Consider the following 21,547-nt stretch of genomic DNA (forward strand, 5'->3'; position numbering starts at 1 on the left):
GGGTGCGGTGGCCGGCGCTCCGGACGGCGTGCCCGGGCGCGCGCGGGTGCCCGGGTGCGGGCCGGCGTGCACGTCGCGGGTGGGGCGGCTCCGGGCGGGCGGAGGCCGGGAGCGCGGCTTCCGGGGGCGTGTGCGGGGGCCGTGCGCTCGGCCGATTGTGGGCCGGGGGAGGTGACTTCGTCCCCCGGTCGGGGGCTTCTCGGTCTCCGGAGGGGAGCCTTCCGGCGTGTCGGGGCAGACCCCTCGCATGATCGGGAGGCGGCACGCTCGAACGACCTTCGCCGGGACCCTGAGCAGGGCCCTGACCGTGGTCTGCGTCGTCCTGCTGTCCGTCTTCGCCGCCGGTCCGGCCGCCGCGTCGGCCGCCGAGTCCCGGCCGGCGTCCACCGCGCCCGCGGAGCCCACCGAAGGCCAGTCCGACCCGGCCGCCGACCCCGAGGTCAGGGCCGCCGTACGGACCGCCCCGCGCGGTGTGACGGGCGTACGCCGCCTTCCGTCGGCGGTGTTTCACGTGAAACCCCCGCAGGCGCGGCCGGCTCCCGGCGCCCCGTGCACCACGGTCGAGGCGGCGCCGCCCCAGGGGGCGGTGCGGAGTGTGGTCCTGCGCTGCTGAGCGGGCCGAGCAGCAGCGCACCCCACACCCTTCGAACACCGTGAGGTTCCGCCATGCCCATCGACCCGTACGCCGCGCTGAACGCCATGATCCGCGCCGAGGCCGCCCGCTTCACCCCGCCGGCCCGCAAGGCCGAGCCCGTTGCGAAGCCGAAGGCCGCCGCCCCGGCGGCCGATCCCGAGAGCGAACCGCAGCGGACGACGACGGCGGACACCGCCGCGTAGTCGCACCGTGCCGGACGGCCCGCCGGATCCGGTCGCCGCCTCGGGCGGAAAGACCGGATCCGGCGGGCCGAAGGGCCGCTGGACCGCCGCGGGGCTCAGGCCTCGTGGGTGTAGTACCGGTAGAACGCCGCCAGGCCGACGCCCGCGCCGACGGCCAGCCCGACCGCCACGGAGCGGAGCACGCTGCCGTTGGTGAGGCTGTGGAGGTAGCCGGCGGCGACGCCCAGGAAGACTCCGTAGGCCGCGGCGTGGAGCTCGCGCGGCAACCGGGGGCCGATCCGCGCGAGGGCGAACATGATGCCCGCGAAGATCACGCCGCACAGGATGCCGTAGAAGACGTTGCCCGCGTCGACCGGGCCCGTCTGGCGCTGGATGAAGGCGGCCCAGACGCCGTAGACCAGCCCGGCGAGCAGCGGTCGCGCGTAGACGCTCGTGCTCGGGTGGTGGGCCGTGTCCGTCGTCCGCCGGTGGTGCCGCCCGGGGGCGGTGGGTGCCGCATGTGCCATGACGGGCTCCTCTCTCCCATCATCCAGAGCACACCCGCCGTCCCCGGGCGGCAAGTGGATCTACCGGGGGCGCGGCCCCGTCAGAGCGCGCGGACCGCGACCGCGTCGATCTCGAAGAGCATGTCCGGGAGGGCCGGGTCCGCCGACACCGCCCGGTCGGGTCCGCTCCAGGCCAGGGTGACGCAGCTGTGGAGCGCCCGTTCGACGCCTTCGCCCATCCTCATGACCCGGGCATCGAACGTCCGGATCGAGGAGGGCAAGGGCTCCGCGGGGGTGTCCCACCACCCGACCGCAGCAACACCGCTCGCGCGGCGCGCCCCGCGCCCGTTCCCTGGTGACGTGCGCACCATCCTGTCGGCGGTACTCATCGTGCTCGTGGCCCTCCTCGTGCCCGCGAGCGCCGTCGCGTACTGGGCCGACCACGAGCTGGGCGACGCCGGCCGCTACACCGCCGCCATGTCCCCGCTCGCCGAGGACCCGGCGGTGCAGTCGGTCGTGGTCACGCAGGCCGGCCGCGCGCTGGCGGGGCAGATCGACGCCGGGCCCTTCCAGGGCGGGGTGGACACCCTCCTCGGCGAGGCCCTGCGGTCCTTCGCCGGCACCCCCGCCTACCGCACCGCCTGGGACGCGGCCAACCGCGCCGCGCACGCCGCCTTCTTCAAGGCCCTCACCACGGGCCGCGGCGACGCCGTCACCATCGACCTCGCCCCCGTCATCGCCCAGGTCAAGGACGAGCTCGTCGGCAACGGCGTGCCCCTCGCCGACCGCATCCCGGTCACGCACGTCTCCGTCAAGGTCATGGAGTACGACGGCCTCGGCTCGCTCCGTAAGGGGTTCCGCATGCTCCAGGTCGCCGGCGTCTGGCTCCCCGTGCTGACCCTGGTGCTGGCCGTCGCGGCCGTGGCCGTGGCCGTGCGCCGGCGGCGCGCCGTGCTGGCCACCGGGCTGGGGGTGGCGGTCGGAGCCGTCCTGCTGTGGATCGCCGTCGTGGTGTGCCGCCGGCTGACCCTCGACGACCTGCCGGCCGACGTGGACCGGCCGGCCGCCGCCGCGGTCTACGACGCCCTGACCGCGTTCCTGCGCACGACCGCCTGGGTGGTGCTGGTGATCGGGCTGGTCGCCGCACTGGCCGCCTGGCTGACCGGCCGGGTCCGCCGGACCCCATAAGCTCGGAAGGTACCAACGTACGCATACCGTACGGATCACGGCTCATAAGAGCTCTGCAGAATCGATTCGCGAGTGGCGGCACGGAAGCGGGAATGAGCACCGAACGCACCGAAGGGATACCGTCCCGGAGATCCCGGAACCACCCCCTGGCACCGCCGTCCTGGCTGCTCAACGGCTTGCGGCCGACGGGCGCCCCGATTCCGTGGGCGGCCGCGGGGCGGGCCGCCGTCGCCCTCGCCCTGCCGCTCGCCGTCGGCTTCGCCCTCGACGAGCCCGAATACGGCGCGCTCGTCTCCATGGGCGCCCTCTCCGGGGTCATCGGCGACACCGCCGACGCCTACCGGATGCGCGTCCTCAACATCGCCGTCCCCCAGCTCTTCGGCGCCGTGGGCGTCGCCCTGGGCACGCTCGTCTTCGGCCACGGCTGGCTGGCCGTGGGCGCCCTCACCCTGATCGCCCTCGTCTCCGGGATGATCTCCTCCATCGGCACGGTCGCCTCGGTGTCCGGGCTGCTGCTCCTGCTCAACGCCGTGGTCGGCGCCGGCCTGCCGCTGCCCAGCCCGTGGTGGACGGCGCCGCTGCTGATGAGCGCGGGCGGCCTGCTCGTCCTCGCCCTGACCCTGCTGGGCTGGCCGCTGCGCGGGCGCGGACCGGAGCGGTCCGCCGTCGCCGCCACCTACCGGGCACTGGCCGACACCCTGGAGGCCGCGGGCGGCCCCGACTACGAGGAGCGCCGCCAGCAGGTCACCCACTCCCTCAACCAGGCCTACGACCTCGTCCTGGGCCGGCGGGCCCGGGTGCACGGCCGCAGTCCCTCGCTGGTGCGGATGCTGTCCCAGCTGAACGTGGTCATCCCGCTCGTGGAGGCCGCGCCCGCCGCCCACCTGCGCGGCCGGCCGCTCCCGCCCGAGATCCCGGCCGCCGTGCGGGAGCTGGCCGCCGCCGTCGAGGAGGGCCGCACCGGCAGCACCCCCGACCTCGCCCTGCCGCCGCCGCACGGCCAGTCCGAGCGGGCCATCGACGCCGCCCTGCGGCACGCCGCGTCGATCGTGCTGCTGGCCGAGCCGGACCCGTACAACGTGGACGACCGCCTGGGCCGGCCCGCCGCGCTGCGGGTGCGCGCCCGGCGGGCGGTGCGCGACATGATGCTGTCCCGGGCCTCCTGGCGGTACGGGCTGCGGCTCGCCCTGTGCATCGGGCTCGCGCAGTGCCTGGTGTCGCTGGTCGAGGTCGAGCGGTCGTACTGGATCGCGCTGACCGTCACCTTCGTGCTCAAGCCCGACTTCGGCTCCGTCTTCTCCCGCGCCGTGCTGCGCGCCCTGGGCACCGCGGTCGGTCTGGTGGTGGCCGCCGCCGTGCTCGCGGAGGTGCCGCGCGGCTGGTGGTCGGTGCCGGTGATGATGGTGCTGGCCGCGCTCATCCCGGCCTTCTCCGCCAAGGGGTACGCCTTCCAGACCGCCGCGATCACCCCGGTGATCCTGCTGCTGTCCGACCTGCTCAACCACCAGGGCTTCGACCTGATCCGCCCCCGGCTGCTGGACAGCCTGATCGGCTGCGCGATCACCCTCGTCGCGGGCTACCTGCTGTGGCCCGAGAGCTGGCGCACCCGCATCGGGGACCGGCTCGCCGACACCGTGCACGACGCGGCCCGGTACGTGGAGCGGGCCTTCGCGCCGCTCCCCGACCCCTCCGCGCTGTCCGCCGCCCGCACGGCCCGCCTCCAGGCCCGGCGGCGGATCTACCGCGACCTCTCGGGCGTGCGCAGCGAGTTCCAGCGGGCCCTGACCGAACCGCCGCCCACCGGGGCGCGGGCCGCGGCGTGGTGGCCGCTGGTGGTCGCCGTCGAACGGATCGTGGACGCGACCACGGCCGCGCGGGTCCGGGTCGACCACGGCGCCGAACCGCCCACCGCGGACGAGGTCGCGCGGGTGACGCAGGAGCTGCGGTCCCTGGCCGAGGGCGTGCGCGCCAGCCCCGTTCCCCTGCGGGTGGCCTTCGATCCCGAGGGCGACGAGTCGAGCGTGCTGGCCCCGGTACGGCACGAGGTCGCGGCGGCCCGTGCCCTCACGCACCCGCCCGCCTGAGGACCCGACCGGCCCGGCGGGCGGTGTTTCACGTGAAACACCGCCCGCCGGGCCGGGGTTGCGTACCGGGCCGGCCCGGTCAGACGCCGATGTCGCGGCCGTCCTTGCGCCAGACGGAGACGACCGACGGACGGACGATCTTGCCCGGCCCGTCCGGCCACACCGACTGCGGGTTGTCGACGGTGGCGCCGTCGATCTCGCCGGGGTGCTGGACGGCGACCAGCACGCGCTTGCCCTGGACCAGCGGGCCGCAGGTCTCGGCGCCGCGCGGCACGGTCAGGAACTGCTTGAGCTCACCGCGTCGGTCGCCGGCGGTCGCGACGCCGAACAGGCCGTCGTGGGAGCCGAGCTGGTTGCCGTCCGTGGAGATCCACAGGTTGCCGTGCGGGTCGAAGGCCACGTTGTCGGGGCAGGAGATCGGGCTGACCTTGTCCTTCGGGAAGCCCGCGAAGTAGGTGGACGGGTCGCCCGGGTCGCCGGCGACGAGGAAGAGCCGCCAGGCGAAACCGTCGCCGGCCGGGTCGTCGAAGTTCTCGGCGAGCTCCAGGATCTGGCCGTGCTTGTTCAGGTTGCGCGGGTTGGCCTCGTCCGCGCCCGCCTTGCCGGCCTTGCCGCGGTCGGTGTTGTTGGTCAGCGCGACGTAGACGCGGCCGGTGCGCGGGGACGGCTCGACGTCCTCGGGACGGTCCATCTTGGTGGCGCCCACCTTGTCGGCGGCCTGCCGCGTGAAGACGTAGACCTCCTCGGCGGTCATGCCCTCGACGTGCGAGACGTTGCCGGTGGCCAGCTTGATCCACACGCCGGAGCCGTCGAACTCGCCGTCCGAGGGGAGCTTGCCGGAGCCGTCGAACTGACCGGTCGGGGAGTCGCCGGTGAGCTTGGCGACGTACAGGGTGCCCTCGTCGAGGAGCGTGAGGTTGTGCTCCTTCGCGGCCCGGCTGTCGCCCTTCTTCATCTGCCTGGCGGAGACGAACTTGTAGAAGTAGTCGAAGCGCTCGTCATCGCCCATGTAGACGACCGGGCGGCCGTCCTCGGTGAGACGGGGCTGCGCGGCCTCGTGCTTGAAGCGGCCCAGCGCGGTGCGCTTGCGCGGGGTGGAGTTCGGGTCGTACGGGTCGAGCTCGACGACCCAGCCGAAGCGGTGCGACTCGTTGGGCTCCTGCGCCACGTCGAAGCGCTTGTCGAACCGCTCCCACTTGCGCTCGGTGGCGCCGGTGGTCATGCCGTAGCGCTTCAGGCGGGCGGCCTCGACCGGGTCGGTGACCAGGCCCGCGTTGGCGAAGTACTGGTTGAAGTTCTCCTCGCCGTGCAGGGTGGTGCCCCACGGGGTGGTGCCGCCGGCGCAGTTGTTGAGGGTGCCGAGCACCTTGGTGCCGGTGGAGTCCGCGGAGGTCTTCAGCAGGGCGCCGCCCGCGGCCGGGCCGGTCAGCCGGAACTCGCTGGTGGCGGTCAGGCGCCGGTTGAGCTGGTGGCGGGTGACGGCCGTCAGCTTGCCGCTGCGGTGGTCCTCCTGGACGACGACCACGGACAGGCCGTGCGCGGCCCAGGCGATCTCCACCTGCTCGCGGGTCGGGTTCGCGGGGTCGTAGCCCTTGAACATGAGGTTCTCGTCCGTGTACTCGTGGTTGGCCACGAGCAGCTGCTGGCGCTCGTAGTGGCCGCCGAGCGGGAGCAGGCTCAGGAAGTCGTTGTTGTAGCCGAACTGGCCGGCCTGGGCGGCGGCGGTCTGCTTGGCGGAGTTGAAGGCGGGCGCGCCCTTGACGATCGGGTCGCCCCAGCGGATGACCACGTTCTGGTCGTGGCCCGCGGGGACGGTGACCTTGTCGTCGGTGTTCGGCGCGACCGGCGTGAAGCGCAGGCCGCGCGCGGCCTGGCCGGAACCGGACCCCGCGCCGGCGCCCTGGGCGTCGGCGGTGGGCGTGGCGTTGGCGGTCTGCGCGCCGCTGCCGCCGAAGGCGACGGCGCTGCCGGCGGCGGTCGCGACGGTGACCACGGCGGCCGAACGGAGCATCGAACGGCGCGAGTAGGCGCGGGCTATGACGTCGCCGGCGTACTCGTTGTCGCTGGTGTTCGGCACCTCGTGGAAGCATGCGTCACCGCAGCGGTAGCGGCAGGTGAGAGCGGAACGGCCGCTCCCATGCGGGTTGCCGATGAGCGGCAGGAGCTTGCGCACGAGTGTCCTCCGGGGCTGGGTGGACGCCGACACCATGTCGGAATCAATCCAGCCGCGACGCTAGGCGCGGGTTGCGCCGAAGCGGCGGCGGCGGGATGAACGGCCGGTGAACCCGGCACGTCGGACGGGCAGTTCGGTGGCGGAGGATGGCTGAGTGGCCCCCGGGCGCCACGAATGGCGCCCCTGCCGAAGATCCAGCCGAGCGGCCGATAGCCTTACGTGTCCACTCTGGGCAGGGATCATCCGCGCAGCACGGACAAATGACTCACGCACTCATGCGAAAGGCCTGGCCCATGGGTATTCGGAGCTTGTTGCGCAAGGTGTTCGGACGGTCCGCGGAACCCGTTCCGGAGACGTCGGACGCCTCTTCCGCGGCCTTCCCGAGCCAGGCGGAACGCACCCCCCTGGACGTGGCGGCCGAACTGGTGGCGGCGTCCTTCGACAACCCCACCGTTCCCCCGCAGTCGGCGCCCCGCGACCGCGAACCGGGCACCCTGCTGACCGCCACGGCCCCGGACCCCACGGTCCCGGAGGCCCGCCGCCCGTCCACCCCGGCGGCGCACCCGACCGATCCGGCGCCGGCCGGAGCCGAAACCGGAGCCGGTACGGCTGCGGAGCCGGCTCCGGCTCCGGCCGCGGATGCCGGAACCCCCGTTGCGGAGGGCCCGGTTCAGGACCCGCGGCCCGAGTCCGCCGCGCCCGCTGCGGACACCGCCGCCGAACCGGCCGCCCCGGCGGAGCCGGTGGCCGTACCGGCCGACGCCGAGCCCGCGACGACGGCCGCCGAACCCGCCGCCGCTGTGGCCGAAGCCGGGCCGGCGGCCGTCGCGGTACCGGCCGAGGCCGAGGCAGCGCCCGTGGTCGCGGAGCCCGCCGCCGCTGTGGCCGAGCCGGAGCCGGTGACTGCCGAGCCCGCCGCCGTCATCGCCCAGCCGGAGCCCGAGCCCGTCGCCGTACCGGCCGAGGCCGAAGCCGAGGCCGAAGCCGAGGCCGAGCCGGTGGCCGCCGAGGCGGCGCCCGTGGTCACGGAACCCGCCATCGCTGTGGCCGAGCCGGAGCCGGTGACTGCCGAGCCCGCCGCCGTCATCGCCCAGCCGGAGCCCGAGCCCGTCGCCGTACCGGCCGAGGCCGAAGCCGAGGCCGAAGCCGAGGCCGAGCCGGTGGCCGCCGAGGCGGCGCCCGTGGTCACGGAACCCGCCGCCGCTGTGGCCGAGCCAGAGCCGGTGGGTCACGAGCCCGTCGCCGTGACCGCCGAGCCCGTGGCCGAGCCCGTGGCGGACGGGGGCGGGGCCGTCGGGGTGCTTCCCGTCGGGCCCGCCGTTGCCGCCGCCGTCGTGCGGCGGCGGGCGCCCGGGGTGGCCGGGGCTTACAAGGCCGCCGGCCAGGTGCTGCGCGCCAAGGGCCGGGCCGGTGCCCGCGCCAGGGTGTACCTGGTGCTCGACCGCTCCGGTTCGATGCGCCCGTTCTACAAGGACGGCAGCGCCCAGCACCTCGCCGACCACGCCCTGGCCCTGGCCGCCCACCTGGACGGGGCGGCCACCGTGCACACGGTGTTCTTCTCCACCGAGGTGGACGGCGCGGCCGACCTGACCCTCGACGCGCACGGCCCGTCCTGGGTCGAGGCCCGCCACGCCGAGCTGGGCCGGATGGGCCGCACCAGTTACCACTCGGCCGTCCAGGCCGTCGTGGAGCGCTACCAGAAGGACGGCGGCGAGGGCCCGGCCCTGGTCGTCTTCCAGGTCGACGGCGCCCCCGACAACCGCCAGCCCGCCCGGCAGGCCCTGGCCGACGCGGCCGTCACCGCCCCGGGCTTGCACTGGCAGTTCGTGGCGTTCGGCGACCACGACTCCAAGGCCTTCGACTTCGTGCGCAGGCTGGACGCGGGGAACACCGGCTTCTTCCACGCCGGCCCCGCCCCCGCCGCGCTGCCCTCGGCCGCGCTCCTCAAGGGCGTCCTGGACCGGTTCTGACCCTTTTCAACCCCCGCACCACACGAAGGCGCCCCCGCTCCGGAAGCCCGGAGCGGGGGCGCCTTCGTACGGGTGCCCCGCGGGCCGGCAGCCTCAGCCGCGCGGCGCACCGGCGTCCGGCGCCACCGCGTCGGACACCGGCCGCTCGGCCGCCTTGGTCTCCACCGGCTTGCGCAGCGCGATGTTCAGCTCGCGCAGGCGGGCCTCCTCCAGCACCGTCGGCGCGCCCATCATCAGGTCCTGCGCGTTGCCGTTCAGCGGGAAGGCGATGGTCTCGCGGATGTTCGGCTCGTCGGCCAGCAGCATCACGATGCGGTCCACGCCCGGGGCGATGCCGCCGTGCGGCGGGGCGCCGAGGCGGAACGCGCGCAGCATGCCGGCGAACTCGCGCTCGACGGTCTCGGCCTCGTAACCGGCGATCTCGAAGGCCTTCAGCATGACCTCGGGCTCGTGGTTGCGGATGGCGCCGGAGGAGAGCTCGATGCCGTTGCAGACGATGTCGTACTGCCACGCCAGGATGTCGAGCGGGTCCTTCTCCTCCAGGTCCTTCATGCCGCCCTGCGGCATCGAGAAGGGGTTGTGCGAGAAGTCGATCTTTCCGGTCTCCTCGTCCTTCTCGTACATCGGGAAGTCGACGATCCAGCAGAAGCGGAAGACGTCCTCCTCGAACTGGCCCGCGCGCTTGGCCGCCTCGACGCGGACGCCGGACATGATCTTGGAGACCTCGTCGAACCCGCCCGCGCCGAAGAACACCGCGTGCCCGGCCGCCAGGCCCAGGCGCTCGGTGAGGACCTTGACGTTCTCCTCGGTGAGGAACTTGGCGATGGGGCCGGTCAGGCCGCCGTCCTCGCCCACGCGGACCCAGGCCAGGCCCTTGGCGCCCAGCAAGATCGCGTACTCGCCGAGGCCGTCGAAGAACTTGCGCGGCTGCGCGGCGGTGTCCGGGACGGCCAGCGCGCGCACGTGCTTCCCGGCGAACGCCTTGAACTCCGAGCCCTCGAACACGTCGGTGATGTCGACGAGCTCCAGCTTGGCGCGCAGGTCGGGCTTGTCGTTGCCGTACTTCAGCATCGACTCGCGGAACGGGATCCGCGGGAAGGGCGAGGTGACCTCGCGGCCCTTGCCGAACTCCGTGAAGATCTCGGTCATCAGGCGCTCGATGGGCTGGAAGACGTCCTCCTGCTCGACGAAGGACATCTCCACGTCGAGCTGGTAGAACTCGCCCGGCGAGCGGTCGGCGCGGGCGTCCTCGTCGCGGAAGCAGGGCGCGATCTGGAAGTACCGGTCGAAGCCCGAGATCATCAGCAGCTGCTTGAACTGCTGCGGCGCCTGCGGCAAGGCGTAGAACTTGCCCGGGTTCAGGCGGGAGGGCACGACGAAGTCGCGGGCGCCCTCGGGAGAGGTCGCGGTGAGGATGGGGGTGGCCATCTCGTTGAAGCCGAGGGCCACCATCTTCGAGCGGATCGACGCGATGACGGCCGAGCGCAGCATGATGTTGCGGTGCATGCGCTCGCGGCGCAGGTCGAGGAAGCGGTACTCCAGGCGCCGCTCCTCGTTCACCCCGTCGTCGGTGTTGATGGTGAAGGGCAGCGGGGCGGCGGCGCCGAGCACCTCGACCTCGGAGACCTCGACCTCGACCTCGCCGGTGGGCAGCTCGGGGTTGACGTTGTCCGCGCCGCGCGAGACGGCCTTGCCGTCGATGCGGACGACCGTCTCCTTGCTGACGCTGCCCAGCGCCTCGTTCGCCGCGGTGCCGGGGCGGGCGACGAGCTGCGTGATGCCGTGGTGGTCGCGCAGATCGATGAAGAGGATGCCGCCCAGGTCTCGACGGTTGTGCACCCAGCCGCTCAGCCGGACGTCGGAGCCGACGTCGGAGGCACGGAGCTCGCCGCACGTGTGGGACCTGTACCGATGCATCAGTCATCCAGTTCTACGCGATACCAGGGTGGATTCAACCGTCCCAAGGTTACCGTCCGTGCGGGACCCCGCGCGGGCGCGGCCGCCGGGGCCGCCCCCCGGGGGCCCGCGGCGGGGGCGCTCGGGGGGTCGGGGCGGGGGCGCGCGGGGGCCGTTCGGGCGCCCGTCACCGGGTGCCGGCGGGGGTCCGCCGGCCGTCGCGAACAGGCACGTCGGGGCGATGACCTGTAAAGATGGCCGGGTGCGCACCGAGGACGTCCTGGCCGCCATCGCAACGGGTCTGTGGCGGTGGGACAACGCCCGCGGGACGGTCAGCCTGGACGGGGAGGCCGCCCGGCTCCTCGGGCTGCCCGCCGAGCCGGTGGTCCTGCCGGAGGTCGCCGTGCGCTCCCGGTTCCACCCGGTGGACTGGAACGAGATCAACGGGATCGTGAACCTGGCCGTCGCCGAGGACACCCTCGCCGAGGCCCGGCTGCGCATCATGGACGAGGACGGGCGCGTGCTGCGGACCGTGCGCAGCCGCTCCAAGCCCGTGGAGCGCCGGACGCCCGAAGGCCGCGTCGACTACGAGCTCATCGGCACCATCCAGGAGATCGCCGAGCCGCAGCCGGGCACCACGGCCGCCCACACCCCGATCACCGGCGACTGGCGGCGCTCCCGCGAGGCCTTCCTGCTGGACGCCGGCCGGGCGCTCGCGGAGGCCCGTTCGACGGCCGAGGTGCTGCGGGTGGCCGCCTCGCTGTCCATGCCGGGCTTCAACCCCGACGGGCTGGCGGTCTTCGGGGCGGCCGGGGAGCGGCTGTCGGTCATCGGGCACCACGGGCACGACCCGGGGGACGAGGGCCCCTTCGCCGAGATGCGGCTGGACACGGACTACCCGGCCGCGGAGGTGGTCCGCACCGGCCGCGCGATCTACCTGCCGAGCCCCGAGGACTACAAGCGGCGCTTCCCCGCCACCTGGCCGCTGGCCCGGCGCTTCGACCGCACCTCCTGGGCCTTCCTGCCGCTGATCGTGGCCGGGCGGACCATGGGGGCCTGGATGGCCGCCTTCAAGCACCCGGTGTCCTTCTCCCCCGACGAGCGCTCCGTCCTGACGACGGTGGCCCGGATGCTCGCGCAGGCCCTCCAGCGCGCCGGGGTCGCCGAGTCCGAGCGGGAGCTGACCACCGGCCTCCAGCGGTCGATGATGCCGCAGCTGGGACCGGAGATCCCCGGCATGTCCCTCGCCGCCCGCTACGTGCCGACCGGCGGCGGCCTCCAGGTCGGCGGCGACTGGTACGACATGATCCCGCTGCCCTCCGGACGGTTCGCCCTGGTCATCGGGGACGTGCAGGGGCACGACGTCCGGGCGGCGGGGCTGATGGGACAGCTGCGGATCGCCGTACGGGCGTACGCCTCCGAAGGGCACCGGCCCGACGCGGTGCTGTCCCGGGCCTCCCGCTTCCTGGCCGGGCTCTGCTCCTCCCAGGACCCGGCCGACTCCGGGGCCGCCCCGGTGTCCTGGGGCGACGCCGACTTCCAGAGCCCGCGCTTCGCGACCTGCCTGTACGTGGAGTGCGACCCGCGGACCGGCGTGCTGGAGGTGGCGCGCGCCGGGCATCCCGAGCCGGCGGTCCGCATGACGGACGGCACCGTGCTGATGCGTTCGACGGCGGGCGGGCTGCCGCTCGGGATCGTCCCGGACACCGACTACCCCACCACCCGCTTCACGCTGGAGCCGGGCGAGACGATGATGCTGTGCACCGACGGGCTCATCGAGACCGGCGGCCACGACCTGGACACCGGCTGGGCGCGGCTGCGCGCGATCCTGGAGTCCGAGCCGTCCCCGTCGGCGGAGCCGGAGGACGGGCACCTGGAGAAGCTGGCCGATCTGCTGGTGCAGGCCGTGCACGGGCCGTCCTCGCACCACACCACGGGCCCGCTGGCCGACCGCCGCGAGGACGACATAGCCGTGGTGCTGCTGTGCCGCGAGAGCGCGGAGTGCGGCCGCGGGACGACGGCCGCGCACCCGGCGCGTCCGGCCCGGCGCACGATGCTGACCGTGGCGCAGGCGGAACCGGAACGGATCGCGGGCGCGCGGCAGCAGGTGCGCGAGCTGCTGCACGACTGGGGCGACGCCGAGCAGCTGGACGCGGCGGTGCTGATGGTCTCCGAGATGGTGACGAACGTGCTGACGCACACGGACGGCGACGCGCTGCTGGTGGCGGAGGCCGTGGGCGAGCTGGGCGCGCGCCGGCTGCGCATCGAGGTCTCGGACGGCAGCGACGAGCTGCCGCACAAGCGGCAGCCGGGCGAGATGGCCTCCAGCGGCCGCGGGGTGCTGCTGATGGAGATGCTGGCCGACAGCTGGGGCGTGGACCCGCGCGGCGAGGGCAAGTGCATCTGGTTCGAGCTGTACGAACGCGCCAAGCCCGACCCGGACCCGGACGCCCTGGACTGAGACGGGGCGCGGGGGCGCGCGGCGCGGGCGGACGCGCCGCGGGCCCGGCGCGCCGCCTAAGCGGTGCCCGGGCCCGTCGCGCGCAGGCCGCTTCCTAGCGGGTGCGCTCCGTGGTGGGGATGGTGCCCAGCCGGCCGGCCTGGAAGTCGTCGAAGGCCTGCTGGAGCTCGTGCTTGCTGTTCATGACGAACGGCCCGTAGTGCGCCATCGGCTCCCGGATCGGACGGCCGCCGAGGAGCACGACCTCCAGGTCCGGGGCGTTGGAGTCCTGGGACTCGTCCGCGCGGACGGTCAGGGAGCCGCCCTCGCCGAACACCGCGGTCTGGCCCGTGTGGATGGGCCGGCGGTCCTCGCCGACGGAGCCGCGCCCGGCCATGACGTAGGCGAGGGCGTTGAAGTCCGAGCGCCACGGGAGGGTGATCTGCGCGCCCGGGGTGACGGTCGCGTGGATCATCGTGATCGGGGTGTGGGTGATGCCGGGGCCCTGGTGGCCGTCGATCTCACCCGCGATCACGCGGAGCAGCGAGCCGCCGTCCGGGGTGGACAGCAACTGCACCTGGCCGCCGCCGATGTCCTGGTAGCGCGGGGGCATCATCTTGTCGCTGGCCGGGAGGTTCACCCACAGCTGGAGGCCGTGGAAGAGACCGCCGGACACGACGAGGGACTCCGGCGGGGCCTCGATGTGCAGGAGGCCCGCACCGGCGGTCATCCACTGGGTGTCGCCGCCGTTGATGACTCCGCCGCCGCCGTTGCTGTCCTGGTGGACGAACGTTCCGTCGATCAGGTACGTGACGGTCTCGAAGCCGCGGTGGGGGTGCCAGGGGGTGCCCTTCGGCTCGCCCGGCGCGTACTCCACCTCGCCCATCTGGTCCATCATGATGAACGGGTCGAGGTACTGGTAGTTGATCCCGGCGAACGCGCGGCGCACCGGGAACCCCTCGCCCTCGAAACCACCCGGGGCGGTCGTGACGGCCAGCACCTTGCGGGCGGCGGTCTCCTGGGCGGGCTCCGCGACGCGGGGGAGCGTCAACGGGTTCTCCACAGTCACTGCAGGCATGGTCGGGACCTCCTTCTGGCGCCGAGTTTAGTTGAAACTCGAACTTTCTGCCACTGCCCACAGAACAGCGCCCCGCCCGCCGGCATTCCCGCCCCGCCGCCGCGTCCGCCGCGGCCGGTCGGCTTCGGCCTCGTCGGGCAGGAAGGCCGCGGTCAGCAGCCCGTAGGACAGGGGGGCGGACAGGGGCGGGACCACCTCGCGGGGGTCGGTGCCAGCGGGCGCGAGCGGTACGCGGCCCACCAGGGGTTCGGGGCGCTCGTGTGGAGCCCGCTCGGCCGGGCCGCCTCGACGGCAGGATCCGCCGGGGCGGTCCGCTGCCCACCGACAGCCGCCCGCACGGCACCGACGACCGACCACGGGCCGCCGGTGGAGGACGCGCACCCGTACCGGGTGGTCGACGCCTCGGACGAGGTCGCCGGGGAGACCGGGAAGGCGGTCCCGCAGATCGCCCTGCGGTGGCTGCTCCAGGCGGCCCACCGTCTCATCGGTGATCATCGGCGCCCGCACCGAGGAGCAACCGCGGCAGACGCTGGGCGCGGCCGGCTTGACGCTCACCGACGGCCAGACGGCCAAGCTCGACGCGGCGAGCGCGCGGCCGGCCCCGTACCCGTACTTCCCCTACGAACGCCAGGAGGGCTTCGCCCGCCTGAACCCGCCGGTGGTCGGGCGGGCAGCTCCGGTCGCGGGCCAGGTCGTCTCTTTCGGATCGTGCCGGTTGAGCCCGCGTCGTCCGGTGCCGTGCATCGGCGCCTCGGCGGGACGCCGGAGCACTGGACGTACGTGGTGTTCCGCCAAGGCGGCGAGGTGCGCTGCCGGGCGGCGCGGGCCCGGCACGATCCGGAAGAGACGGCCTAGCCGTACATCCGGCGCATCGCGAAGTCGACCATCTGCTCGACCGCCTTCGCGTCGAAGACCATGCGGTGGTCGCCCTCCATGTCGAGGACGAAGCCGTAACCGGTCGGCAGCAGGTCGATGACCTCGGCGCCGCTGATCACGAAGTACTTGGATTCCTTGCCCGCGTACCGGCGGAGCTCCTTGAGCGTGGTGAACATCGGGATGACCGGCTGCTGCGTGTTGTGCAGCGCCAGGAACCCGGGGGTGTCCCCGCGCGGGCAGTAGACCTTCGAGGTGGCGAAGATCTGCTGGAAGTCCTCGGCGGCGAGCTGCCCGGTCGTGAAGGCGCGCACCGCGTCGGCGAGCGACGGCGGCGAGGGCTCGGGGTACAGCGGCGGCTGCTGGGCGTAGCCCTGCTGGGGCTGCGCGTACTGCTGCTGGGCGCCCGGAGTCTGGTCGTAGCCGTACATGCGCCACAGACTACCGAGCGGCCGGGCCGCTACCGTCGGGTACGGGCCACCGCCCGGCTCAGCGGCCGAAGCCGCCGGCCTTCACCGCCCCGAGGAACGGCGCCCACGCCCCCGCCGACACCACCACCACGGCCCCGCCGGGCACCTTGGAGTCCCGGACGGGCACGACCCCCACGCACCCGTCGGCCACCTCGACGCAGTCGCCGCCGGTGCCGTTGCTGTAGCTGCTCGTGCGCCAGATCGCGGCACCCAGGTCAACGCCGTTGGTCACCATTTCGGTAGTCCTCTGCCGCAGCGTCGATAAGGGCCAGGGACGCCTCCGGCGGCAAAGCGGCGGCCCTCAGCAGATCGTAAGACCTGCGGTACTGCTTCACGAGGGCCGGAAAGTCGATGAGTTGTCCGCTGTGGAGGCTCTCCACATAGACCACGGGCGGTGCGTCCGAGAAGGTCATGACCTTGACCATCCCCATCATGAGGGAGTGGGCGGCGGCCGTTTGCGGGACGACCTGCAAAATGGAGCGGGTCCGGCGCACCACGAGGAGGATGTGCTCCAGCAGTTCGGCCATCTGCGGCCGAGGAAGTACGGGGCGACGGATCAATGATTCGTCGAGCACCGCCCAGAACTCCGGCGGACGCTCGCCGTCGAAGAGCTTCGACCGTCCCATCCGAGCAGCGACCATCCGCTCGATCGTCGCATCAGCCGCACGGGGCATCGCCGCACGCCCGATCGCCCGCGCGTAGTCGGGCGTCTGCAGCAGACCGGGAACGAGCATCGGCGCCCATTCCTCGATCGTCTCCGCGTAGGGCTCCATCTCCGCGACGTCCGCGAAGTATTCGGCGTGATCGGACTGCCTCGCCTTGCGCGCGTCTTCACAGCGGCGCTCGAAAAAGCCGTCCGTTCCCAGTTTTCCGTCCACGTGCTGCGCCAGGTCCAACGGCATCCGACGCTCGCCCCGCTCGATCTGGCTGAGGAACGGGACCCCGCGGAAGCTGCCCTCCGCCAACTGTTCCAGCGTCAGACCGGCGCATTCCCGCTTGTAGCGCAACTCCGCGCCGTAGAAGGACGGGACGTTGGCCGATGCGTCCGGATCCTTACGAGAGGGCACAACCCACCACCACCATTTGCCACTTGCCCAGCGCAACGGAAACCCCTTCCCACCGTACGCACCGCGACCCCAGCCTGTGAGGAGTTCGTCACACTCCGCACACCGAAGGGTTCGCCGCCATGACCTCCCCCACCCCCGAAGCCGCCTCCCGGGCGGCCCTGGCCGTGTTGCGCGGGGCGCTCGCCGTGCACGGGATCGTGCTGCCCTCGCTCGACCTGCACCTCATGTCGTACGCCGGGAGCTGCGGCACCCCGCCGCTCATCGCGCTCGGCAACTGCAACCCCGCCACCGCGCTCCGCCTGGCCGAGGCGCTGGCTCCCGGGGCGGCCGGGTGAAGCCGTTCCGGGCGGAGCTGCTCGCGCTGCCGAAGGAGGTGTCCGCGCTGCGGCGGGCGGTGCGGGCGCACGTGGGGGCGCCCTGCGACGACCTCCAGCTCTGCGTCGGCGAACTCCTCGCCAACGTCATCGCGCACGTCGGCGAGGGCGCCCCCGCGACGCTGACGCTCACCCGAACGGCCGACGGCGGCACCCGCGTGGAGGTCGGCGACCCCGGTCCGCGGGGGTGGCCCGTGCTGCGCCGGGCCGCGGGCGGCGACGAGGGCGGCCGGGGGCTGGCACTGCTCGACGCGGTGGCCGGCCGGTGGGGCGTACGGGCCGGGCCGGGCGCCGGGAAGACCGTGTGGGCCGAGCTGCCCCCACCCCTGGACCGGGGGGCCCGCGCACTTGATGCTGGTCACAGTCACCAGTGAAGGGTTGCCGTTATTACCGGTGGGTAGCATCATGAGGTTACCGATTGGTATGTACGAGGAACCTGTCTCCCCGAGCCTTAACGGAGCCGTCGCCATGGGGCACTACAAGTCGAATCTCCGCGACATCGAGTTCAACCTCTTCGAGGTGCTCGGCCGCGACAAGCTGTACGGCACCGGCCCGTTCGGTGAGATGGACACCGAGACCGCCAAGACCATCCTCGGCGAGATGACCCGGCTCTCCGAGAACGAGCTGGCCGCCTCCTTCGAGGACGCCGACCGCCACCCGCCGGTCTTCGACCCGGCCACCAACACCGCGCCCGTCCCGGCGTCCTTCAAGAAGAGCTACAAGGCCTTCATGGACTCCGAGTACTGGCGCCTGGGCCTGCCCGAGGAGATCGGCGGCACCACCTCGCCCCGCTCGCTCATCTGGGCCTTCGCCGAGACGATCCTCGGTGCGAACCCGGCCGTCTGGATGTACTCATCCGGCCCCGCGTTCGCCGGCATCCTCTACGAAGAGGGCAACGAGGCGCAGAAGAAGGTCGCCGAGATCGCGGTGGAGAAGCGCTGGGGCTCCACCATGGTCCTCACCGAGCCGGACGCCGGCTCGGACGTCGGCGCCGGCCGCACCAAGGCCGTGCGGCAGGACGACGGCTCCTGGCACATCGAGGGCGTCAAGCGCTTCATCACGTCCGGTGAGCACGACATGGAGGAGAACATCCTCCACTACGTCCTCGCCCGCCCCGAGGGCCACGGCCCGGGCACCAAGGGCCTGTCGCTCTTCCTCGTCCCGAAGTTCCACTTCGACTGGGAGACCGGCGAGCTGGGCGAGCGCAACGGCGTCTACGCCACCAACGTCGAGCACAAGATGGGCCTCAAGGCCTCCAACACCTGCGAGATGACCTTCGGCGACCAGCACCCCGCCAAGGGCTGGCTGATCGGCGACAAGCACGACGGCATCCGCCAGATGTTCATGATCATCGAGTTCGCGCGGATGATGGTCGGCACGAAGGCCATCGCCACCCTCTCCACCGGCTACCTCAACGCGCTGGAGTACGCCAAGGAGCGCGTGCAGGGCCCGGACCTGGCGAACTTCATGGACAAGACCGCGCCCAAGGTCACCATCACGCACCACCCCGACGTGCGCCGCTCGCTCATGACGCAGAAGGCGTACGCCGAGGGCATGCGCGCCCTGGTGCTCTACACCGCCTCCGTCCAGGACGAGATCCAGTTCAAGCAGGCCGCGGGCGAGGACGCCTCCGCCCTGATAGGCCTCAACGACCTGCTGCTGCCGATCGTGAAGGGCTACGGCTCGGAGAAGTCCTACGAGCAGCTCGCCCAGTCGCTGCAGACCTTCGGCGGCTCCGGGTACCTCCAGGAGTACCCGATCGAGCAGTACATCCGCGACGCCAAGATCGACACCCTCTACGAGGGCACCACGGCCATCCAGGGCCAGGACTTCTTCTTCCGGAAGATCGTCCGCGACCAGGGCGCCTCCCTGAACGTCCTCTCCGAGACGATCAAGAAGTTCCTGGCCGAGGCCGTCGGCGGCGAGGAGCTGTCCGGCGCCCGCGACGCGCTGGCCCAGGCCGCCGTCGACCTGGAGGCCATCGTCGGCCAGATGATCGTCGACCTCACCGCCACCGGCGAGGACGTCAAGAACATCTACAAGGTCGGCCAGAACACCACGCGCCTGCTCATGGCCTCCGGTGACGTCGTCGTCGGATACCTGCTGCTCAAGGGTGCGGCCGTGGCCGCCGAGAAGCTCGCCACCGCCTCCCCGAAGGACGTGGCCTTCTACACCGGCAAGATCGCCGCCGCGAAGTTCTTCGCCGCGCAGGTCCTGCCGGGCGTCTCGGTCCAGCGCCGGCTGGCCGAGGCCGTCGACAACTCCCTCATGGAGCTCGACGAGGCCGCCTTCTAGGCCCTGCGCACCACCGGGCGGCGCCGCGCGAGCGCGGCGCCCCCACCGCAGCACCCCCGCCTGCCACCGCGGCCGGGTCCTCCGCACGGGGACCCGGCCGCCGGTGTACGGGCCCCCGGCCGCGGCCCTGTCCTGCGGCTTTCCCCGTTGTCGGTCGTTCATGGGACGCTCGTACGCATGAGTCCACAGGATCAGCACGGCGGCAGGGGGTACTCCGTCCCCACCGGGCGCCCGTACGCCCTCAAGGAGCTGCAGGCGAGCCTGGGCAGCCTGGGCGACCACCTCCGGGAGCTGTACGACGGCGCGCACCCCGCCGAGTACGACGGCATCGCCGACGCCCTGTACGTGGCCTTCCGGACCGCCGCCTCACTGGCCCCCGCCAAGAGCTACACCGGCTGCTCCGAGCACCCCAACGGCGCCCTCGACCCCGAGGCCCCCGACGGCTGGGGCCGCTGCCTCCTCTGCAACGACCGGCGGCGCCTGGGCCTGCGCGGCGGGGCCGGCCGGCCCGCCGCCCCGGCGGCCGGCGAGCAGCGCCGGCTCGGCTACCCGGTGCCCGAGCCTCCGTACACCCTCCAGGCGCTGCGCACCGGCCTGCGCACCGTCGAGGACCAGCGCTTCCACCTGAGCCTGTCCTCGCCCGCCGACGACTTCGTCCGCATCGCCGACGACCTGCACCGCGCGTTCATCGTCGCCCGCGAACTGTCCCGGCCCCGCAACGCCTCGGGATGCTCCGAGCACCCGGGGGCGCCCATCGACCCGGACGCGCCGCCCGGCGAGGCCTGTATCTTCTGCGCCGGACGCAAGAGACGCGCGCAGCGCTCCGCGCAGACCCCGGAGATGCTCCCGCGCATCCGCCGGGGCGAGCGCAGACAGCTGCAGCGCCGCTTCGAGCGCCCGCCGGGCTGAACCGGCGGGACCGCTGACCACACGCCCCGCGGTCCCCGATCCCCCGGCCATCCGCCGCAGTCCCGGCCATGGCGAACACGACCGTCGTTAAGGTGAACCACATGAGCTCTCCCGCCCGCTTCGACCGCGGCCACACCGACGATCTGATGACCTTCCTGACGGCCAGTCCGTCGCCGTACCACGCCGTGGCCAACGCGGCCGAGCGGCTGGAAAAGGCAGGCTTCAGGCAGTTGTCGGAGACGGACGCCTGGGATTCGAGCACCGGGGGCAAGTTCGTGCTCCGCGGCGGAGCGCTCATCGCCTGGTACGTCCCGCAGGGCGCGGCCGCGCACACCCCCTTCCGCATCGTCGGCGCCCACACCGACTCCCCGAACCTGCGCGTCAAGCCGCTGCCCGACACCGGTTCGCAGGGCTGGCGGCAGATCGCCGTCGAGATCTACGGCGGCACCCTGCTCAACACCTGGCTCGACCGCGACCTGGGCCTGGCCGGGCGGCTGACCCTGCGCGACGGCAGCGAGCGGCTGGTGAACGTGGACCGCGCGCTGCTGCGCGTCCCGCAACTCGCCGTGCACCTGGACCGGTCGGTGAACAACGAGGGCCTCAAGCTCGACAAGCAGCGCCACATGCAGCCGATCTGGGGTCTGGGCGACGTGCAGGAGGGCGACCTCATCGCCTTCCTGGAGGAGGAAGAGGGCCTGCCCGAGGGCTCGGTGGCCGGCTGGGACCTGATGGTCCATTCGATCGAGCCGCCGTCCTACCTCGGCCGCGACCGCGAGCTGGTGGCCGGCCCGCGCATGGACAACCTGCTGTCGGTGCACGCGGGCGTCGCCGCGCTGGCCGCCGTCTCCGGCGCGGACCGGCTCGACCACATCCCGGTGCTGGCCGCCTTCGACCACGAGGAGAACGGCTCCCAGTCGGACACCGGCGCGGACGGCCCGCTGCTGGGCAACGTGCTGGAACGTTCAGTCTTCTCCCGCGGCGGGTCCTACGAGGACCGCGCCCGGGCCTTCGCCGGCACGGTCTGCCTGTCCTCGGACACCGGGCACGCCGTGCACCCCAACTACGCGGAGCGGCACGACCCCTCGCACCACCCGCGCGCCAACGGCGGCCCGATCCTGAAGGTCAACGTCAACCAGCGGTACGCGACGGACGGCAGCGGGCGCGCGGTGTTCGCGAGCGCCTGCGAGCGGGCCGGGGTGCCGTGGCAGACCTTCGTCTCCAACAACTCGATGCCGTGCGGCACGACGATCGGCCCGATCACCGCCGCCCGGCACGGCATCCAGACCGTGGACATCGGCGTCGCGATCCTCTCCATGCACAGCGCCCGCGAACTGTGCGGCGCGGACGACCCGTACCTGCTGGCCAACGCGATGGTGGCCTTCCTGGAGGCCTGACGCCCCGGCCCGTA

Annotated in this window: 19 protein-coding genes and 1 pseudogene; 12 read left to right on the forward strand and 8 right to left on the reverse strand. The window is 73.1% G+C overall.

What is annotated here, in order from left to right:
* The first annotated feature begins 247 nt into the window (after positions 1–247).
* Entirely contained in the window at positions 248–613 is a 366-nt protein-coding gene (locus CP968_RS16170) for a hypothetical protein (RefSeq protein WP_150518690.1), read from the forward strand.
* Between the two features lie 53 nt (positions 614–666).
* Positions 667–837 carry a hypothetical protein gene (locus tag CP968_RS34095; protein WP_167536716.1) on the forward strand — a complete coding sequence of 57 codons (171 nt, stop codon included), beginning with the start codon at positions 667–669 and terminating at the stop codon, positions 835–837.
* 95 nt (positions 838–932) lie between these two features.
* Here CP968_RS34095 and CP968_RS16175 read toward each other — a convergent pair whose 3' ends face one another.
* On the reverse strand, positions 933–1,343 hold the full coding sequence (locus CP968_RS16175) for a hypothetical protein (RefSeq protein ID WP_150518691.1): 411 nt from the start codon (positions 1,341–1,343) through the stop codon (positions 933–935).
* Between the two features lie 80 nt (positions 1,344–1,423).
* A complete protein-coding gene (locus CP968_RS34405) occupies positions 1,424–1,567 on the reverse strand; it encodes a hypothetical protein (protein WP_189829163.1) in 144 nt (47 codons plus the stop codon).
* Here CP968_RS34405 and CP968_RS16185 point away from each other — a divergent pair.
* Both CP968_RS16185 and CP968_RS16190 read left to right on the forward strand, forming a co-directional pair.
* Complete coding sequence (locus CP968_RS16185) at positions 1,566–2,510, forward strand: hypothetical protein (protein WP_229886917.1); 945 nt, start codon at positions 1,566–1,568, stop codon at positions 2,508–2,510. The genes CP968_RS34405 and CP968_RS16185 overlap by 2 nt on opposite strands.
* A gap of 92 nt (positions 2,511–2,602) precedes the next feature.
* Positions 2,603–4,594: an FUSC family protein gene (locus CP968_RS16190; protein WP_150518692.1), complete on the forward strand. Its 1,992-nt coding sequence runs from the start codon at positions 2,603–2,605 to the stop codon at positions 4,592–4,594.
* Positions 4,595–4,673: 79 nt separating this feature from the next.
* Here CP968_RS16190 and CP968_RS16195 read toward each other — a convergent pair whose 3' ends face one another.
* The gene (locus CP968_RS16195) at positions 4,674–6,767 is read right to left on the reverse strand and encodes a PhoX family protein (protein ID WP_150518693.1); all 2,094 of its coding nucleotides are present in this window, start codon (positions 6,765–6,767) and stop codon (positions 4,674–4,676) included.
* 293 nt (positions 6,768–7,060) lie between these two features.
* On the opposite strand from CP968_RS16195, the gene CP968_RS34100 reads away from it, so the two are divergent.
* A complete protein-coding gene (locus CP968_RS34100) occupies positions 7,061–8,737 on the forward strand; it encodes a VWA domain-containing protein (RefSeq protein WP_167536810.1) in 1,677 nt (558 codons plus the stop codon).
* Positions 8,738–8,830: 93 nt separating this feature from the next.
* Here CP968_RS34100 and aspS read toward each other — a convergent pair whose 3' ends face one another.
* Positions 8,831–10,654, reverse strand: coding sequence for an aspartate--tRNA ligase (gene aspS, locus CP968_RS16205; protein ID WP_150518694.1), 1,824 nt, complete (start codon positions 10,652–10,654; stop codon positions 8,831–8,833).
* Positions 10,655–10,895: 241 nt separating this feature from the next.
* Between aspS and CP968_RS16210 the strand changes: the two genes are divergently transcribed.
* The gene (locus tag CP968_RS16210) at positions 10,896–13,094 is read left to right on the forward strand and encodes a SpoIIE family protein phosphatase (RefSeq protein ID WP_150521948.1); all 2,199 of its coding nucleotides are present in this window, start codon (positions 10,896–10,898) and stop codon (positions 13,092–13,094) included.
* 94 nt (positions 13,095–13,188) lie between these two features.
* Here CP968_RS16210 and CP968_RS16215 read toward each other — a convergent pair whose 3' ends face one another.
* Positions 13,189–14,151, reverse strand: coding sequence for a pirin family protein (locus CP968_RS16215; protein WP_150518695.1), 963 nt, complete (start codon positions 14,149–14,151; stop codon positions 13,189–13,191).
* A 174-nt stretch (positions 14,152–14,325) separates the two neighbouring features.
* Here CP968_RS16215 and CP968_RS34845 point away from each other — a divergent pair.
* Positions 14,326–14,818, forward strand: a pseudogene (locus CP968_RS34845) (aldo/keto reductase); the annotation flags it as partial.
* A gap of 184 nt (positions 14,819–15,002) precedes the next feature.
* Here CP968_RS34845 and CP968_RS16225 read toward each other — a convergent pair.
* The 3 genes from CP968_RS16225 to CP968_RS16235 are packed head-to-tail and all read right to left on the reverse strand — an operon-like array spanning position 15,003 to position 16,561.
* Positions 15,003–15,455 carry an SseB family protein gene (locus CP968_RS16225; RefSeq protein WP_150518696.1) on the reverse strand — a complete coding sequence of 151 codons (453 nt, stop codon included), beginning with the start codon at positions 15,453–15,455 and terminating at the stop codon, positions 15,003–15,005.
* Positions 15,456–15,513: 58 nt separating this feature from the next.
* Entirely contained in the window at positions 15,514–15,729 is a 216-nt protein-coding gene (locus CP968_RS16230) for a DUF397 domain-containing protein (RefSeq protein ID WP_150518697.1), read from the reverse strand.
* Positions 15,710–16,561, reverse strand: coding sequence for a helix-turn-helix domain-containing protein (locus CP968_RS16235; protein ID WP_150518698.1), 852 nt, complete (start codon positions 16,559–16,561; stop codon positions 15,710–15,712). Before CP968_RS16235 ends, CP968_RS16230 begins: the two co-directional genes overlap by 20 nt.
* A gap of 119 nt (positions 16,562–16,680) precedes the next feature.
* Here CP968_RS16235 and CP968_RS16240 point away from each other — a divergent pair, with 119 nt between their 5' ends.
* The 5 genes from CP968_RS16240 to CP968_RS16260 all read left to right on the forward strand — a co-directional run bounded on the left by CP968_RS16240 (position 16,681) and on the right by CP968_RS16260 (position 21,533).
* Positions 16,681–16,896 carry a hypothetical protein gene (locus CP968_RS16240; RefSeq protein ID WP_150518699.1) on the forward strand — a complete coding sequence of 72 codons (216 nt, stop codon included), beginning with the start codon at positions 16,681–16,683 and terminating at the stop codon, positions 16,894–16,896.
* Positions 16,893–17,309, forward strand: a complete 417-nt coding sequence (locus tag CP968_RS16245; RefSeq protein WP_150518700.1) for an ATP-binding protein — start codon at positions 16,893–16,895, stop codon at positions 17,307–17,309. Before CP968_RS16240 ends, CP968_RS16245 begins: the two co-directional genes overlap by 4 nt.
* 94 nt (positions 17,310–17,403) lie before the next feature.
* Entirely contained in the window at positions 17,404–19,230 is a 1,827-nt protein-coding gene (locus CP968_RS16250; protein ID WP_150521949.1) for an acyl-CoA dehydrogenase, read from the forward strand.
* Positions 19,231–19,407: 177 nt separating this feature from the next.
* Positions 19,408–20,139, forward strand: coding sequence for a hypothetical protein (locus tag CP968_RS16255; RefSeq protein ID WP_150518701.1), 732 nt, complete (start codon positions 19,408–19,410; stop codon positions 20,137–20,139).
* Between the two features lie 101 nt (positions 20,140–20,240).
* Positions 20,241–21,533, forward strand: coding sequence for a M18 family aminopeptidase (locus CP968_RS16260; RefSeq protein WP_150518702.1), 1,293 nt, complete (start codon positions 20,241–20,243; stop codon positions 21,531–21,533).
* The last annotated feature ends 14 nt before the right edge of the window (positions 21,534–21,547 follow it).

The organism is Streptomyces subrutilus (assembly GCF_008704535.1).
In the GTDB taxonomy this organism is placed as follows: domain Bacteria; phylum Actinomycetota; class Actinomycetes; order Streptomycetales; family Streptomycetaceae; genus Streptomyces; species Streptomyces subrutilus.